Here is a 17963-nt window from a genome sequence, read left to right as displayed (position 1 = left end):
CGTCTCCCCCGTGCCTGGGCCAGCACCACCGGGATAAGCCTGTGAAACTTACCCCGGAAAAACTCACCCAAACTACTTGACACGCGCCCAAATGTCATCATAGAATTACTGTAAGAGCTTACACGAAAGCACTTACAAAGGCAACACTGGCGTTTGTTGCTATGCCCGACAAAAAAGGCAATCCTGCCACAATTTATGATGTCGCCCGCCAGGCTGGCGTGAGTATCGCCACTGTCTCGCGGGTGCTGAACTCGCCGGAACGGGTGAGCGAAGGCACCCGCCAGAAAGTGATGAGGGCCATCGATGCGCTGGGGTTTGTCCCCAAAGCAGAAGCCAGAGCACGCGCTATGCAGAGTACCGGGCGGATCGGCGTGATCACACCGTTCTTCACCTCTCCGTCGTTCGTCGACCGCCTGCGTGGAATCGCCTCTGCCCTGGCTAATTCACGCTATGAGCTGGTCATCTATACGGTCGACTCCATGGCCCGTCTGCAGGGTTATCTCTCCACCCTGCCGATCACGGGCAATGTGGACGGGTTGATCCTGCTATCCCTGCCCCTTTCGGAAGATGCTGCCCAGCGCCTGCTGAGCAGCCAGATTCAAACAGTGCTGGTTGAGCAGATTCATCCCAGGTTCAGCTCGATCGTGGTGCAGGATCGGATCGGCGGTCGGCTGGCGGCCCAGCACCTGGTCAGCCTGGGTCACCGCCGCTGCGCTTATGTCTACTTCGGACAGCACCCGGAATACGCCATCCACCCGGAAGTGGACCGCCTGGCAGGCTTCCGGGAAGTGCTGGCGGAGCATGGGCTGTCATTGCCTGATGCGTACATCAAGTATCTGCCTGTCTCGCGGGTCGGCATTAAGGAGAAGCTTTGCGAGCTATTCGAATTGCCGGAACCGCCCACTGCGATCTTTGCCCCGGCGGACGACCTGGCGATCCGGGTGATTCACCGGGCGCGGGAACTGGGCGTCCACACCCCCCGCGACATCTCCGTGATCGGGTTTGACGGCATCGACATCGCCGAACATGTCGACCTGACAACGGTCGATCAGTCCCTGGTCAGGTCAGGCGAACTGGCCGTCGAACTACTGCTAGCCCGGCTGGCCGAACCATCGCGCCCTCCCCAGCAGATTCGCATCCAGCTTCACCTTGTCGAACGCGGCACAACACGCCGGGTCGAATAGCTTTCCCAGGCGAGCAAGTAAGAAAGGAGGCTAGCCTCAGCAGTCAGCACAGGGTCACTTTCCAACCGTTGTCGTGAGCGTTTTGCGCGGTAGCATTCCGCCAAGAGGCGTAACAAAGCGTTCTTCTCCCAAATAAGGAGGCCTTCTCAATGTTCGGCTCCAAATCAAGAACCGTTCTGGCCGTACTGGCGATCATCCTGGTCGCTGTGGCATTCCCGATTCAGCGGACTTCCCAGGCGCAGGGCGAAGTCACCGGCACACTGAATGTGATGGGCTTCAGCCTGCCCGATGAGATCGCCACTGTGCGCGTCGATCAGTTCAAGGCAGCTTATCCTGATGTGACGGTGAACATCACCGAAGGTGCCCTGGATGAACAGCAGTTCCTGACGGCTATCGCCAGCGGCAACGCCCCGGATGTGGTCTACATGGGCCGTGATGTCCTTAGTTCTTACGCTGTCCGTGGCGCGATTGTCCCGCTGACCGACTGCATCGATAGCATGGGCATTGACATGAGCCAGTACCGCCAGGCGGCGGTTGCTCAGGTCACCGTTAACGGCGAAGTCTACGGCATCCCGGAGTTCTTCAACAGCATCATGCTCTTCATCAACAACAAGGCGCTGGCGGATTCTGGCTTGACACCGGATGATGTTGATGTCTCCGATTGGGACAAGGTCGCGGAGATCAATCAGGCCCTGACCCGCATTGAGGATGGCACGCTGACCCGCATCGGCTTTGACCCCAAGCTGCCTGAGTTCCTGCCGCTATGGGCGATGGCTAATGGTGTTTCCCTGCTCTCGGAAGACGGCCGCACGGCTCAACTGAATGACCCGCGTGTGCTGGAAGCCCTGCAATTCACCGTCGGCCTGCATGAACCAGCTGGCGGCCGCCAGGCCTTCATGGCCTTCCGCGACACCTGGGACTTCTTTGGCGCCCAGAACCAGATGGTGTCCGACCAGCTCGGCGTCTTCCCGATGGAACAGTGGTACATGAACGTCCTGGCTAATGTCTCACCGGATGCGGACATCACCTTCAAGGCCTTCACCGGCCGCGAGGGCAACCCGCTGACCTACGCCACCGGCAATACCTGGGCTATTCCGCGCGGCTCCGCCAACCCTGAGGCAGCCTGCGCCTGGATGAAGACCATGACCTCGGTCGACACCTGGGTCGCCGCGGCCACCGCTCGCGCTGAACTGCGCGCCGAAGCTGGTACGATCAACACCGGCGTCTACACCGCTAACCGCGCCGCCGACGAGGTGATTTTCTCCGAGATCGTCCTGCCCGCGCTCACCAACGAAACCTTCAAGACCGGCGTGGAAGTCATCCTGTCCGTCCAGGACAGCGCCTACGCCATCCCCGCCAATCCCGCTGCCGCTGAGTTCAAGCAGGCCTGGCAGGATGCCGTCAACCGTGTCCTGAACGGTGAACAATCGGCGGAAGAAGCGCTGGCCCAGGCGCAGGAAGAGGCTCAGGCCGCGCTGGACGAGGCATGGAGCCAGCAGTAAAGCCCAATGACGCAGCAAACAGCAGTGGTGGTCCGCCCGAAGAGGCGGACCACCCCCCTCCAACGCAACGAGATGCTGGCCGGGCTGGCATTCATCTCGCCCTGGTTCATCGGTTTTCTGGTTTTCACTGCCGGGCCGATGATCGCCAGCCTGGGGTTGGCTTTCACCGAATATGATGTACTCAACCCGCCCAAGTTTGTCGGCCTGCAAAACTTCCAGCGGTTGCTGACCGATCCCCGGCTGGGATTGAGCCTGGGCAACTCGATCTTCTACACCGTGCTGCATGTCCCGCTGGTGATGATGGTCGCCCTGGGGCTGGCCCTGCTGCTAAACCGCGTGGGCAAAGCCGCTGGTTTCTTCCGCACGGCGTTTTACCTGCCATCGATCACGCCAGCGGTAGCCGTCGGGGCGCTGTGGCTGTGGATCCTCAACCCGCGCATCGGCCTGATCAATCGCAGTCTGGCGCTGCTAGGCATCGTCGGGCCGGGCTGGACAACCGATCCGAACTGGATCAAGCCGGGCATCGTCCTGATGAGCCTGTGGAGCGTTGGCAGCACGGTGATCCTGTACCTGGCCGCGCTGCGCAATGTACCGCCTGAGCTGTATGAAGCCGCCCGTATCGACGGCGCGAACGGCTGGCAGCAGTTCCGCCATATCACCGCCCCCATGATCAGCGGCACGATCTTCTTCACGCTGGTAGTCAACACCATTGCTTCCCTGCAGATCTTCACCGAAGTCTATACCATGTACTTCGGCAACATGAACTCTGGCGCGGCAGCTTCTGCGGGCCTGTTCTACAACATCTACCTGTTTCGCCAGGCATTCGAGTTTCTGCGCATGGGGTATGCCTCGGCTATGGCCTGGCTGCTGTTCGTCATCATCATGATCCTGACCGTGATTCAGCTCCGGACAAGTAACCGCTGGGTGTATTACGAAGGAGCGTAACCATGGCTGCAAGCACTCCTGAAGCCCTCGCCGACATCCGGCGGCAGCAGGCACAGCGCCTGCGCCAGGCGGCGATTCGCCGCCTGCTGGCACGCATTATCTTCATCGCCCTGTTGATCGGCTGCACGATTATGTTCATGGCGCCGTTTGTCTGGCTGATCAGCGCCTCACTGAAGGTCCGCGCCGAAGTCTTCAACAATGAACTGATCCCCGACCCCATCGCCTGGGAGAACTATGTCAACGTCTGGCAGGCCGCGCCGGTGCTGAGCTGGCTCAAGAACAGTGTGGTTGTCGGCTTCCTGGCTGCTGCCACGGTGACGGTAAGCTGCGCGGCAATCGCGTTTGGCTTCTCGTACTTCCGTTTTCCGGGGCGGGATACGCTGTTCGGGCTTGTGCTGGCGACAATGATGTTGCCCGGCGCGGTGACGATGGTGCCGGTATTCCTAGTCTGGAATGGCCTGGGCCTGGTTAACACTCAGGTTCCCCTGTGGGCAGGTAACCTGTTCGGCTCGGCTTTTTACATCTTCATGATCCGGCAGTTCTACCTGTCGCTACCCAGAGAGCTATTCGAAGCGGCGCGTGTTGATGGCGCGAATTACCTGCAAATCTGGCGCCATATCGCCCTGCCATTGACGCGCACGGCGCTGATCGTGGTCTTCATCTTTGAGTTCAAAGCAAGCTGGACAGACCTGATCAAGCCGCTGATCTACCTGTACAACACCGCCCTCTTCACCCTGCCGCGCGGCTTGAAAGCCATCCTGGATCAGTTCGGTCAGGGCGGCGAAATGCAATGGGAGATCGTCCTGGCGGCCAGCGTGATCGTCACGATCCCCATGATCTTGATCTTCTTCCTGGGGCAGCGCTACTTCATGGAGGGCATCGCCACCAGCGGCCTCAAGGGCTAACCGGCTGGCCCAGGGATCACACGCTCCGGCTATTCCGGCATCTCCGCCGACACAGATGGCGCGCAGATGGTGGTATCCTCTGGCTGCGCCGCTCCGGCGCATACCCGTCACCGGGATCGGAAATCGTGCTCTTGTGCTCTGTCCGCGCCGGATAGCCGTCCGGCGCTTGTGAGGGTGATTGACGTGGAAGTTCTGAACCAGAACAACGAGAAGCTCCTCCAGGCAGAACGTTACTGCCTGCGTCTGCCCGCTGATCGGCTGTTTGTGGTGCTGGAAAGCCCGCAGGGCGAACGCCTGGCTGAGCTATTCCCCTTTTCAAGCGTCCACCCACTCAACGAACGCGACAACACTTACCAGACCACCCCCTGGGAGTTCCAGCCGACAGCGGACGGTTACACGCTCTTCTGTACCGCCCGGAGCACCGCCTGGGCCGCTAAGACTTACCGGTTCCGCTGCACGCCGCAACGCCTGACCTACGAGATTGAAATCGAAGGCGATGGTGCGCTGGCGGAAGTCCTCTACTTCGGAGGGTACTACGCGGAGAGTCTGCGCTGGGGAAGTGGCTTCTTCTGGTCAGGGCAGCGCTTCAGCCAGGTGTTCAACCCTGAGCCGAATATCTCGGAAATCTTCCACCATCCTCCCTCCAGCCACTCCCGTATCGACATGACAGGCGTTCCGATCCCGGCCAGAGGCGACTGGTTCTTCACCCCGCCACCCTTCTGCTTCGCCGCGCAGGTCACCGACGGCTGGCTGGCACTGGGCGTAGAAGCCGCGCCAGGGAACAACAGCTTCACGGAATACCACTACCATGGCAGTCCGGGGGCCTTTTATCTGGCGCTTTCCTATGAAGGGCATACAGCCGTGCGCGGGCGGATGACCCTGCCAGCCATTGGCTTTGACTTCGCCCCGGATGAATACGCTGCGCTGGGCGCGCATGTCACCGCACTGCGGACTGCCAACCTGGTGCCTGTTCCCCGCCGGGAAACAACGCCGGACTGGTGGCAGGCGCCGATCTTCTGTGGCTGGGGGGCGCAGTGCCACAACGCCAGCCGGGAAGGTGGCCGCGCGCCGGACTACGCCCGCCAGAGCCTGTACGAGGGCTTCCTTGCCGCGCTGGAAGCGCACGATCTCCAGCCAGGCATTATTGTCCTGGACGACAAATGGCAGGCCGTCTACGGCGATAGCCGGGCGGACATCGCCAAATGGCCCGACCTGCCAGGATTCATCGCCAGGCAGCACGATCGCGGTCGGCGGGTGTTGCTGTGGTTCAAAGCCTGGGACCCAGAAGGCGTGCCAGTTGACGAATGCATCACCCATCCGGGCGGTTTGCCGATAGCGGTCGACCCCACCCACCCGGCTTATGAGCGCCGCCTGCGTGCCGCCATCCGCCAGATGCTTTCTCCGGCAGGCTACGATGCCGATGGCTTCAAGATCGATTTCACAGCACGCATCCCCAGCGGCCCAGGGCTGCGCAGTCACCAGCCGATCTGGGGTCTGGAACTGATGCGCCATTACCTGAGCATCATCTATGATGAAGCGAAGCAGGTCAAACCTGATGCTCTGATCATGACCCACACTGCCCACCCTTACCTGGCTGATATGCTGGACATGATCCGCCTCAACGACATCAACATCGGACAGGATGTCCTGCAGGCCATGACGCACCGGGCCAGGGTCGCCCGCCTGGCCTGCCCCGAAGCGATCATCGACACCGACAACTGGCCGATTACCGACAAAGCCACCTGGCGGGCATATGTGGCGCTTCAACCAGAGCTGGGCGTGCCTTCGCTGTACTACGCCACCCACATTGACACCACCGGCGAGCCACTGACCGAGGCCGATTACAGCCTGATTCGTGAAAGCTGGATGCGGTGGCGTGCCCAAACTACAGGGAGAGACTCCTGATGGCCAATGTCACCATCTCCGCAGGCAGGGTCCGGGTGGATGACCAGCCCATCGCCCTGCTGAGCGGCGAAGTTCACTACTGGCGGCTGGACCCGGCCAACTGGCGGCCTATCCTGCAGCGGGTCAGAGAGCTTGGCCTGCAGGTGGTCGCTACATATGTTTGCTGGGACTTTCATGAGGTCGCGCCCGGCCTCTACGACTTCACCGGGCGGACGGACCCGCGACGCGATCTGGTTGGCTTTCTGCAGCTACTGGCCGCGGAAGACTTCTGGATTATCCTGCGACCGGGACCGTACATCTACAGCGAATGGTCGAACAACGGCGTGCCCGATCACGCGGCCCGCTATCACCGCCTGCACCCGGCCTACCTGGCCCTGGCGGAGCACTACATGGCTGCCGTCACCGAGACTGCCCGCCCTTACCTGGCCACCCAGGGCGGCCGGATCATCCTGTGGCAGGCTGACAACGAAATCGACCCCTGGCCGCAGTTCTACGCCGAACCGCTTGGTCTCGGCCAGGGAAGCGGCCTTTTTCAGGAATATCTGCAGGAACGCTATGGAGACATCGCGGCGCTCAACGCCGCCTGGAACACCGCCTATCGTTCCTTTAATGAGGCCCGCGCCGTGACAACTGACGCCTGCGCTGATGATCCCGCTCTGCAGGCCCGCTATCACGACTACCGTGCCTTCCTGCATTGGTACACCAGCCGGGCCGCCCGCTGGGCAGTAGATACCTACCGTCGGCTGGGTGTTGATGTGCCGATGCTGCTCAACGCCTATAGCGGCACGGGTGTGCAGCGCTGGGCTGACTTTGAGGCGCTTGCCGGGTTGGCCGGGCCGGATATCTATCCCTCGCGGGAATTCGCCCTGCGGCACCAGGAACACCGCCACCTGCTGGAAGCCGTCCGCTACACCCGCACCTATTCAAAGCTGCCCTACATCCCGGAATTCGAAGCGGGCATCTGGCACGACTGGCTGGCTGATGTGGGCACGCTGCCGCCCAATCACTACCGCCTGATGGCCCTTTCCGCCCTGCTGGCGGGGGTCGCTGGCTGGAACTGGTACATGCTGGTCAACCGCGATAACTGGACGCAGAGTCCGATCAACGAATGGGGCCGCACCCGCCCCGATCTCTTTGCCGCCTTCCGCCAGATCACCGACCTTTACCGGGCTATCGATCCGCCCGCCCTGCTCAAGCAGGTTCGCACCGCGGTCACCTTTGACCCGCTCCAGCGCGGTACAGAGCGACCGGGCCGCCTCCTGTTGCACAGCCTCTATGAAGCGGATATCGACTATGAATTCTGGGATGTCAGCCGCAGTTCAACAGACGCCCCGCTGGCCCTGTACGCGGGCGGCCCCTGGCTTGACGAAGCCGGGCAACGGCGATTGGTCGAGTACGTTGAGGGCGGCGGCCACCTGATCTGCCTGGGCGCCTACCCGCACTATGACGAGCATCTGCGCCACCTGAATCTGCTGGAGATTCCCGCACCGGACGGCTTCCTGACCGGCGTGGCGGCCACGCTGCGCCTGTCCCTGTTTGATGGCCAGATTATCGAAAGTCCCTGGCTGGGCCATTATGCGACCGTCCCCGGCCAGCCTGTTGTGGCCGAGCGCCTGCCACTGGTCAGTCTGTCCTCGGAAGAACTGGCTCTGCAGTTCAACCTGCAGGCTGGAACACGCTACACCATCGGCTTCACGCAGGTGCGCGGTCAGGGCCGCCTGACCGTCCTCCATCTGCAACCCACGCCGGAGGCGCTGCTGGCGCTGCACCGCTGGGCCGATGTGCCGCTCGTCTGCCGGTCGCGGACGCCCGGCGTGAACACGGCTTTCTTCCGCCGCGGGGAAGAGGCAATCCTGATTGCCGTCAACCCCGGCGATGAAGCCAAAGCAGCAGAAATCGAGCTTGAGCCGGGTCTGCTGGCGGAAGGCCGCTGGCTGATCCAGAATCTGACCGGCGGCCAACCAACCATGGTGGCGTTCCCGGCAGCCAGTATGCTGACCGTACAACTGCCACGCAAGGATGGCGTCGCCCTGCTGATGCGCCGGCCAACTGAGCATTCGTAAGCTGGTGAATAAAAGGCATAGGCGACAGGCAGGCGGCTTAAGCCCCTTGCCTGACAAAGAACGGCCAAAAGCAATAGGTCACTAACGGGGTACAGCACAGTACAATCGAGCGCGTTCAGATGATAGCGGCACGGCGCGCACCTCTTTGAAAACAGGATGATATGGACACCGACCTGATTCAACACGGCAAAGATATCGCCGAACGTATTCTGATCGGCAATGGCGACGAACTGGGCATCCTTGGCTCCAGCCAGGCGTACCGGCAGGTCTGGGCGCGGGATAGCATGATCGCCGGTCTGGGGCTGGAGCTGTGCCCCGACGACGAAGGCCGGGCGATTCACCGGCGCTCGCTGGACACGCTGCGCCAGTTCCAGAGTGCGCTTGGCAAAATCCCGCACAATGTTGGTTATACGAACATCAACGATCCGGCGCTGGTCGCCCTGGGCGGCCATCTGGGCACAGACGCCAATGGCAGGCGCATCGTCACCGATACCACCCACGCCGGCTGTGTGGACAGCAACCTGTGGTACATCCTGGGCCATTACTATCACTTCATCCTGGGGCGCGATGTTGCCTATCTGCGGCACGCCTGGCCCAGCCTGGAAAAGACTCTGCTGTGGTTGCGTTACCAGGATTCCAACGAATGCGGCCTGCTGGAAGTCCACGAAGCGATGGACTGGGCCGATCTCTTTTCCAATCACTACAACGTCCTGTACGACAACGTGCTGTACTTCGCCGTCTGGAAGGCGATGGGGCACCTGGCCGCCGCCCTGGGCCTGCCCGCCGATGAATACGCCCGTACTGCGGAAGACATCCGGCGCAAGATCAACATCCTGTTGTGGGTCGGGCCGGAGGAGCCAAAAGACTGGGACTGGGTGCGTCGCGAGCGGCAAGAATGGCTGTATCCCCTGCACCGCGTGGAAACCGAACTGGTTGTGCGACCCTTCTACCTGCCATACATGGGCTTCCGCGAGTATGCCGATCGCTTCGACACGCTTGGCAACCTGCTGGCCATCCTGTTCGGCGTGGCCGACTCCCGCAAGGCCAACCTGATCCTGGATTACATCCATAACACTGGCCTGAATGAGCCACACCCGGTGCGTGCGCTCTACCCTGTCATCAACCCCGGCGATCGGGACTGGCGCGATTACTTCCGCGTCCGCAACCTCAACCTGCCACACCATTACCATAATGGCGGAGCCTGGCCGTTCATCGGCGGATTCTATGTGGCGGCGCTGGTGCGGGCCGGACGGCTGGAGGAAGCCCGCTGCCAGCTTAGCCGCCTGGCCAGGATGAACCAGCAGGGCATCCGCCAGGAGTGGGAATTCAACGAATGGTTCCACGGCCAGTCAGGCCGCCCGATGGGCTTTGCCGGACAGTCCTGGTCAGCGGCCATGTACCTCTACGCGGTTGACGCCGTCGAGCGCGGCCAGGTCAGGGCCTTTGCCACGGAGGATGGATGGGAACTGGTATAAGCACCATGACCTCCCGCGAGCGGATGATCGCGGCCATGACCAACCGGCAACCTGATCGGGTGCCGGTGGCGCCGGATATTTCCAACATGATTCCCTGCCGGTTGACCGGCAAGCCATTCTGGGAGATCTACTACTTTGCCGACCCGCCCCTCTGGCGGGCGTACATTGAAGCCGTCAAATACTTTGGGTTCGACGGCTGGTTTACCGAAGGCGCGATGCAGTACCAGTGGCCGGGGGAACGCTCCAGTGCGGTCGAGGACATGCGCAAGACGGAGACAATGTGGGTTGTACGTACCCGCAGCCAGAAGGACGGTCACCGCTACTATACCGAGACGACATATTACATCGCCGATCCGCCCACCCGCACCGGCAGGCCTGTCCGCGATATTGATACGATGTGGCCGCTGCTGGAGGCGTGGTTCGCGCCGCCGGTTGGCTACAATCCGGATCTCCTGCGGCGGCAGCGCCAGGAGCTGGGTGAACTGGGCGCTTTCGGCGTAAGCATTGGCTATCCGGGTTTTCAGGCCTGGCTGGATCTCTTTGAAGGTGGCCTGACTGACCTCAGCCTGTGGTACTACTACAACCACGAGGCCATCGAACGCCTGCGTGAGCTTCACGAGCGCCAGGTTCTGAAGCAGATGGAAATGATCCTGGACGAGCGGCCAGACTTCGTCCTGCTCGGCGCATCCGGCACGCTGACCCTGCAATCGCCCCGGATCGCCCGTGAACTTTCCTTCCCCACCATCCAGAAGCTGACGCGCATGGCCCGCGAGGCTGGGGTACCAACTATGCTCCACTCCTGTGGCAAGGAACGCGAGCTGGTCCGCTGGTGCGCGGAAGAGAGTGACCTCAACTGCATCAACCCACTGGAAGTCCCACCGATGGGAGATTGCGACCTGGCCGAGATCAAACAGGCCCACGGCCACCAGATCGCCCTGATGGGCAACCTGCATACCACTGATGTGATGCTGCTTGGGACGCCAGAGGATGTAGCCCGCGCGGCGCGGGCGGCCATCGACGCGGCGGGCGCGGGCGGCGGATTCATCCTGTCCACTGGCGACCAATGCGGCCGCGATACCCCGGACGAAAACATCTTCGCCCTGATTGAAGTTGCCCGAACGTACGGACGCTACGACTGACACAGGAGCGCCGGTCATGCAAGCCATCCTGGAAAACCTGTTCCGTTTTGAAGACACCTGTCACGTCTACGTGATCCGTAGTGGAGAAACGGCCGTGCTGGTGGATTTTGGGAACGGCGATGTTCTTGATCACCTATCCACACTCGGTGTTAACCAGGTAGCCGCCGTGCTGATGACCCACCACCACCGCGACCAGGGGCAGGGCCTGGCGCGGGCGGTTGCGGCGGGCATCCCGATCTGGGTTCCCCACACAGAGCAGGACCTCTTCCGGGCGGTAGATGCCCACTGGCAGGCCCGCCCGATCTTCAACAACTACAACATGCGCCAGGATCGTTTCTCGCTGCTGGAATCTGTCCCCATCGCTGGGACGCTCCAGGACTACGCGGAGTACGAATTCGGCGGTCTGCGCTTCACCATCCTGCCCACGCCGGGGCATACCACCGGCTCAATCACCCTGCTGGCTGAGATCAACGGGCGGCGTGTCGCCTTCACCGGCGATCTGATCGCCGCGCCCGGCCAGGTCTGGAGCATGGCCGCTACTCAGTGGTCATACAACGGTGCGGAGGGCGTCGCCGCCAGCATCCCAGCGCTGCTTGACCTGAAAGCGCAGGCGCCGGCTACGCTCCTACCCTCCCACGGCGACCCGATTACCACGCCGGGCCCGGCTATTGACCTGCTGATCGAGCGCTTCTGGCGGCTGTTGCGCCTGCGCGGCCAGAACCCGCGCCTGTTCGAGCTACACGAGCACCCCTACGGGACGATCACCCCCCACCTGCTACAACACCGGGCTTCGGTCGCCAACACCTACGTACTGCTCTCCGAACGGCGCACGGCGCTGCTGATCGATTTCGGCTATGACTTCGTAACCGGCGAAGCCTCCGGCAGCGATCGCGCCTCGCGCCGTCCCTGGCTGCATACCCTGCCGGCGCTCAAGGCGCAGTTCGGTGTGGATCGGATCGCCGTGGTCATGCCGACCCACTACCACGATGATCACGTAGCCGGGATCAACCTGCTGCGGCAGGTGGAAAAGACCGAACACTGGGCGGCGGAATCCTTCGCTGACGTGCTGGAAAACCCAACTCGCTACGATCTGCCCTGCCTGTGGTACGACCCCATCCCGGTCGACCGCCACCTGCCGCTGGAGACGCCGATCCAGTGGGAGGAATACACACTGACTCTGCACCCTCTGCCCGGCCATACCCTGTATGCGGTCGCCATCGAGTTCGAGGTGGATGGCCACCGTGTCCTGGCCACCGGCGACCAGTATCAGGGCGACGACGGACTGGAACTGAACTACGTGTATCCGAACCGCTTCCGCCTTGGCGATTACGCGCAGAGCGCGGCGCTTTACCGGCGCATCAGACCGGATATCATCCTCTCCGGCCACTGGAATCCCTTGTGGGTGACGCCGGATTACTTCGACCAGCTGGAAGCGATGGGGGCCGAACTGGATGCCCTGCACCGCGACCTGCAACCGCTTGAGCCGGACCTGGGGGCGGAAGGCTTCCTGGCGCGTCTGACGCCCTACCAGGCCCTTGCCCACAGCGGACAGGCGGTGACCTTCCAGGTGGAAGTGCGCAATCCGTTCCCGCGCCCGGCTGAAGCAACGCTGACCATCGTTGTCCCTGCTGGCTGGCAGGGCGATGGGCCGCTGGCGCTGGCGCTCCCACCCAGCGGTACAGGGACGGCCAGCTTCTGCGTGACACCGCCGGCAGGCTTTGCGGAGCGCCGGGCGCGAATCGCCGTCGATCTGACCATCGCCGGCCGTCGCTTTGGCCAGCAGGCGGAAGCTCTGCTCAGTGCCGGCACTATCTCCTGAACCCCTCTGCACAGGGAGAAACTATGAAAGACACCACCCTGCACATGATCGGCAACGCCCATATCGATCCCGTCTGGCTGTGGCCCTGGCAGGAAGGCTTCCAGGAAATCCGGGCAACCTTCCGCTCAGCTTTGGACCGCATGGCCGAATACGACGATTTCATCTTCGTGGCCAGTTCAGCGGCCTTCTACGAATGGGTAGAGCACGCCGATCCGGCCATGTTCGAGGAGATCCGCCAGCGCGTGGCTGAAGGACGCTGGCAGCTTGTCGGCGGCTGGTGGGTGGAGCCGGACTGCAACATCCCCTGCGGCGAATCGTTCGTCCGCCACGGCCTGATCGGTCAGCGTTACTTCAAGGCGAAGTTCGGTCGCACAGCCCGCGTCGGCTTCAACATCGATAGCTTCGGTCACAGCGGATCGCTGCCGCAAATCCTCAAGAAAAGCGGGCTGGACTACTACACTTTCCTGCGGCCCATGCCACACGAAAAGAGTCTGCCGGGCCGTCTGTTCTGGTGGGAGGCCGACGACGGCTCCCGCGTGCTGGCCTTCCGCATCCCGTTTGAGTATCTCTCCTGGGGCCAGGAACTGGATCATCACGTCCGGCGCTGCGCCGACGAGATGAAGCCGCCGCTGGACGAGTTCATGTGCTTCTATGGCGTAGGTAATCACGGCGGCGGCCCGACCAGAGCCAACATCGAGAGCATCCACCGCCTGAACGCCGATCCCGGCTATCCCCGCATTATCTGCAGCTCTCCGGAGGCGTTCTTCACCGCCATCGAAGCCAAAAAACTGCCGCTGCCGGTGGTGCACGGCGACCTGCAGAAACACGCCTCCGGCTGTTATGCCGCCCATTCCGGCGTCAAGCGCTGGAACCGCCTGGCAGAAAACCGCCTGCTGGCTGCGGAAAAGTGGGCGTTACTGGCGGCGTGGACAACCGGGCTGCCCTACCCGACCAACTTCAACCACGCCTGGAAGAATGTGCTTTTCAACCAGTTCCACGACATTCTGGCCGGAACCAGCCTGGAAAGCGCCTACGATGACGCCCGCGACACCTACGGCGAGGCGATGGCTGTTGCCGACCGCGCCCTGAACGCTGCCATGCAATCGTTTTCCCGCCAGATTCACATCCCGCTTCAGGAAGGCGTGCGGCCCATGGTTGTCTTCAATCCGCTCACCTGGCCCGTCCGGACCAATGTGGAACTGGAGACCTATCGCTGGCCGGCAGGCGCTGTTCTGTTGGACGATCAGGATCGGCCTGTGCCACACCAGGAGGTGCAGTCGGTCACCTCGACCGGGCGTGTCCGGCTGAGCTTTATGGCCGATCTGCCTGCGCTGGGCTACCGCACTTACCGCCTTGTGCCGGAGGGCGCTCCAGCGGCAGCAACCCCCATCCAGGCATCGGATGGCGTGCTGGAGAACGAGCGTTTCCGCCTGGAGTTCGACCCGGAAACCGGCTGCATCGCCAGCCTGTACGACCGCCAGGCAGGGGTTCAGGTCTTTTCCGGGCCAGCCGCCCGGCCCGTCGTCATTGACGATCCGTCTGATACGTGGGGGCACAATGTGTTCCGTTTTGACCAGGTCATCGGTGAATTCCGGGCGACCAGTGTCCGGCTGGTCGAACATGGGCCGGTCAAATCCGTGATCCGCGTGACCAGCACTTACGGCCAGTCGACCCTGATCCAGGACTTCGCCATGTATCCGGGCTGCGACCAGATCGACGTTAGCGTGGTCGTCAACTGGCAGGAGCAGTTTAAGGCGCTCAAACTGCGCTTCCCGGTCAACGTCAAGTTCATGAAGGTCACCCACGAAATCCCCTATGGCCACATCGAACAGACCGCTAACGGGGAAGAGACTCCCTTCCAGAGCTGGGTCGATGTCTCCGGCACGTCCCGCGACCGGGAAGTCGCGTACGGCCTCAGCCTGTTGAACGACGGCAAGTACAGCCACGATGTCTCCGTACGCGACATTGGCCTGACCGTCCTGCGCAGTCCGGCCTACGCCAACCATATGCCCTCTGTACTCAAGCCGGGCGGCCTGTACAGCTTCATTGACCAGGGCATCCAGCGCTTCCATTACGCGCTGCTCCCTCATACCGGAAGCTGGGAACAGGCCGGGACGGTGCGCCGTGCCGCCGAACTGAACCAGCGCCCGTTTATCCTGCATGAGTCGTTCCATCCAGAAGGGACACTGCCTCAGGCAGACTCGTTCATTGCCGTGCAGCCGGATCACGTGATGGTGACCGTGCTCAAGCAGGCCGAAGACGGAGACGATCTGATCGTGCGCGCCTACGAAACCGCGAAGATCGCTGCCCGGGCAACCATCGATCTGCCTCACTGGGGTCGCACCATCACGGCGTATTTCCTCCCCGGCGAGATCAAGACCTTCCGCGTGCCGCGCAACCCGGCTCAGGCTGTGGTAGAAACGGACTTGCTGGAATGGTGACGCCCGGTCGCATCAGCCTCAATGGCGCTGACTGGCAGTGCAAAGGCTACTACGGGGAGGACTGGCGCTGGCGGGATGCACACCGCCCCACCCTCCGCGATACCCGCCACTGGTTTCCCGCCAGCGTGCCCGGCAGTGTCCACCATGATCTGTGGCGAGCGGGAGAAATCTCCAACCCGTACTTCGAGCGCAATAGCCTGCTGCTGGAATGGGTCCCGGCCCGCACCTGGGTTTACCGCAAGACGTTCACCGTCGATCCAGCCATCCAGGGCGGACGTGTCCAGCTGATCTTCGAGGGCGTGGACTACGAGGCCGAGTTCTTCCTCAACGGTGAGTCGCTGGGAACCCACACCGGCATGTTCACCCCGGCGATGTTCGAGATCGGCGACCGGCTGCACTACGGCGCAGAGAATACCCTGGCCGTAGTCATCGAACCCGCTCCACCCGAACAGCCACAGGTAGGCCGGACAAGCCGGGTGCGCACCCACAAGAGCCGCATGACCTACTGGTGGGACTTCTGCCCGCGCATGATCCACCTCGGCATCTGGGATAACGTCTTCCTGGAAGTCAGCGGCCCAACACGCATCGAGGACGTATTTGTCCGCCCGCAACTGGCGCCCGGCCTGCGGCAGGCCAATGTCTCCGTATCGATCATGCTAGACTCGCGCCAGCACGGGATTGTTGAGGTTGAGACACTGTTGCGTCTGGACAGTGCTACCATCGCCATGGAGCGTACCTGTCACGCCCTGGCCCCCGGCCAGACCTGTCTGAACGTCTGCCTGCCGGTTGTCCAGCCGCAGCTGTGGTGGCCCAACGGTCACGGCGAGCAACCCCTCTACGAGGCCGAAGTGCGCATCACCGACGCAGAAACCGGCCTGCTCTCCGACGTTCGCACGACCCGCTTCGGCATCCGCCAGGTCAAGCTGATCCCGAATGAAGGCGCAGAAGCTACCGCACGGCCTTATACGCTGGTGGTTAACGGCCGCCGGATCTACATCAAGGGCTGGAACTGGGTGCCGCTGGATGTGCTCTACGGCGTCCCGCGCCCGGAAAAACTGGCGCATTTGCTGGGGCTGGCCCGCCAGGCTCAGGTCAATCTGCTGCGGGTGTGGGGCGGCGGGCTGATCGAGACTGAGGCGTTCTACAACCGCTGTGACGAACTGGGGATCATGGTCTGGCAGGAGTTCACCCAGTCCAGTTCCGGGATCGACAACACCCCGCCGGACTCGCCCGAATACATCGCCCGGATGGTACACGAAGCCGAGCAGATCATCCCGCGCCGGCGCAACCACCCGGCGCTGATCCTGTGGTGTGGCGGCAACGAACTAACCCTCGGCCCGGAGCAACCCGCCGACGACGACCAGCCGCTCCTGGCCGCCCTGAAGGCGACAGTCGCCCGGCTTGACCCGGATCGGTTGTGGCTGCCTACCTCCCCCAGCGGGCGGCTGTTCAGCTATTCACTGGCGAATAGCGAGCGCGACCCGCAGGGCCTGCATGACGTCCATGGCCCCTGGGAATACCAGGGCGTCGAAGGGCAGTGCACGCTCTACAACCGGGGTGCGTCGCTGCTACATAGCGAGTTCGGCGTCGAAGGACTGACGAACCTTAAGACCCTGCAGGCGACCATCGCTCCAGAGCACCGCTGGCCGGTCACCCTGGACAGCCCGGTATGGCATCACCTGGGTGCGTGGTGGGTCCACCAGCCAACCTGGCAAGCGGTCTTCGGGGAGATCGGCGATCTGGAGACGCTGGTGCGGGCCACCCAGCTCATGCAGGCGGAAGGGCTGCGCTACGCTCTAGAAGCTGACCGTCGCCGCAAGTATCGCAACAGCGGAACTCTCCCCTGGCAGTTCAACGAGCCGTACCCAATGGCCGCCTGCCCATCAGCGGTCGACTACTACGGGCGGCCTAAACCGGCCTACTATGCCGTCGCTCACGCCTATGCGCCGCTGCAGCTTTCCGCCCGCTTTCCGACGCTGGCCTGGGCAGGCCGGGAGAACTTTGAAGCCGGGGTCTGGCTGCACAACGCGCTGGAAACTCCTGTAAGCGACGCCCGTCTGACCGCCCGGCTGATTGACCTGGATGGGAGCGTCCGGGCGGAATGGAGTGAGGTTGTATCCGCACCGGCTGACGCGGCCACAACGCTACTGAGCGTCGCCGCTCCGCTCACCCGGCTGGACAGCCCGATCTTCTTTCTCGACCTGACCCTCGACGATTCAGCGGATGGGATGGTCGCCGCCAGCCGCTATGTGTTCACCCGCGCCGCGAACCTGGCCCCGCTGCTGGCCGCCCCGCCAACCACGCTGGATGTGCGCCAGAAGGAGTACAGCGACACCTGGATGCTGGCGATCACCAACACCGGGTCACAGACAGCGCTGTTCGTCTGGCTGGAAGATGGCCGGGCAGTCACTGCGAGGGGCTACGCCACCTTTTCCACCAACCATGTCTGCCTGTTCCCCGCCGAAACCTGCGAAGTGGCGATCACCTGGCAGGGCGTCCCCCCGCAGGAGCGCTGCATCGAAATCAGCGCCCTGAATGCCAGGCGGCTGGCGTTGTTGCCACGACCTGAGGATCGGCGCTGACCG

General features: G+C 62.6%; 11 protein-coding genes. All 11 read left to right on the top strand.

Features of this window, described 5'->3' with window-relative positions; genetic code table 11:
* The first annotated feature begins 161 nt into the window (after positions 1-161).
* The 11 genes from HPY64_08110 to HPY64_08060 all read left to right on the top strand — a co-directional run bounded on the left by HPY64_08110 (position 162) and on the right by HPY64_08060 (position 17960).
* Positions 162-1184 (top strand): LacI family DNA-binding transcriptional regulator, encoded by a 1023-nt coding sequence (locus HPY64_08110; GenBank protein NPV67093.1) that lies wholly within the window; start codon positions 162-164, stop codon positions 1182-1184.
* A 149-nt stretch (positions 1185-1333) separates the two neighbouring features.
* The gene (locus tag HPY64_08105; protein NPV67092.1) at positions 1334-2686 is read left to right on the top strand and encodes an extracellular solute-binding protein; all 1353 of its coding nucleotides are present in this window, start codon (positions 1334-1336) and stop codon (positions 2684-2686) included.
* Between the two features lie 72 nt (positions 2687-2758).
* Positions 2759-3631 carry a sugar ABC transporter permease gene (locus HPY64_08100; protein ID NPV67091.1) on the top strand — a complete coding sequence of 291 codons (873 nt, stop codon included), beginning with the start codon at positions 2759-2761 and terminating at the stop codon, positions 3629-3631.
* Positions 3632-3633: 2 nt separating this feature from the next.
* Entirely contained in the window at positions 3634-4536 is a 903-nt protein-coding gene (locus HPY64_08095; protein ID NPV67090.1) for a carbohydrate ABC transporter permease, read from the top strand.
* Between the two features lie 183 nt (positions 4537-4719).
* A complete protein-coding gene (locus HPY64_08090; GenBank protein NPV67089.1) occupies positions 4720-6441 on the top strand; it encodes a hypothetical protein in 1722 nt (573 codons plus the stop codon).
* Positions 6441-8504, top strand: coding sequence for a hypothetical protein (locus tag HPY64_08085; protein NPV67088.1), 2064 nt, complete (start codon positions 6441-6443; stop codon positions 8502-8504). The genes HPY64_08090 and HPY64_08085 overlap by 1 nt, the downstream gene beginning before the upstream one ends.
* Positions 8505-8665: 161 nt before the next feature.
* Positions 8666-9979: a glycogen debranching protein gene (locus HPY64_08080; protein ID NPV67087.1), complete on the top strand. Its 1314-nt coding sequence runs from the start codon at positions 8666-8668 to the stop codon at positions 9977-9979.
* Positions 9980-9984: 5 nt separating this feature from the next.
* Positions 9985-11118 (top strand): hypothetical protein, encoded by a 1134-nt coding sequence (locus HPY64_08075; GenBank protein NPV67086.1) that lies wholly within the window; start codon positions 9985-9987, stop codon positions 11116-11118.
* Positions 11119-11134: 16 nt separating this feature from the next.
* Positions 11135-12937, top strand: a complete 1803-nt coding sequence (locus tag HPY64_08070) for an MBL fold metallo-hydrolase (protein NPV67085.1) — start codon at positions 11135-11137, stop codon at positions 12935-12937.
* A gap of 23 nt (positions 12938-12960) precedes the next feature.
* The gene (locus HPY64_08065) at positions 12961-15378 is read left to right on the top strand and encodes an alpha-mannosidase (protein ID NPV67084.1); all 2418 of its coding nucleotides are present in this window, start codon (positions 12961-12963) and stop codon (positions 15376-15378) included.
* The gene (locus HPY64_08060) at positions 15372-17960 is read left to right on the top strand and encodes a hypothetical protein (protein ID NPV67083.1); all 2589 of its coding nucleotides are present in this window, start codon (positions 15372-15374) and stop codon (positions 17958-17960) included. Before HPY64_08065 ends, HPY64_08060 begins: the two co-directional genes overlap by 7 nt.
* Positions 17961-17963 lie beyond the last annotated feature (3 nt).

The organism is Anaerolineae bacterium (genome assembly GCA_013178165.1).
In the GTDB taxonomy this organism is placed as follows: Bacteria; Chloroflexota; Anaerolineae; order Aggregatilineales; family Ch27; genus Ch27.
This window is presented reverse-complemented; position numbering and strand designations above follow the sequence as displayed.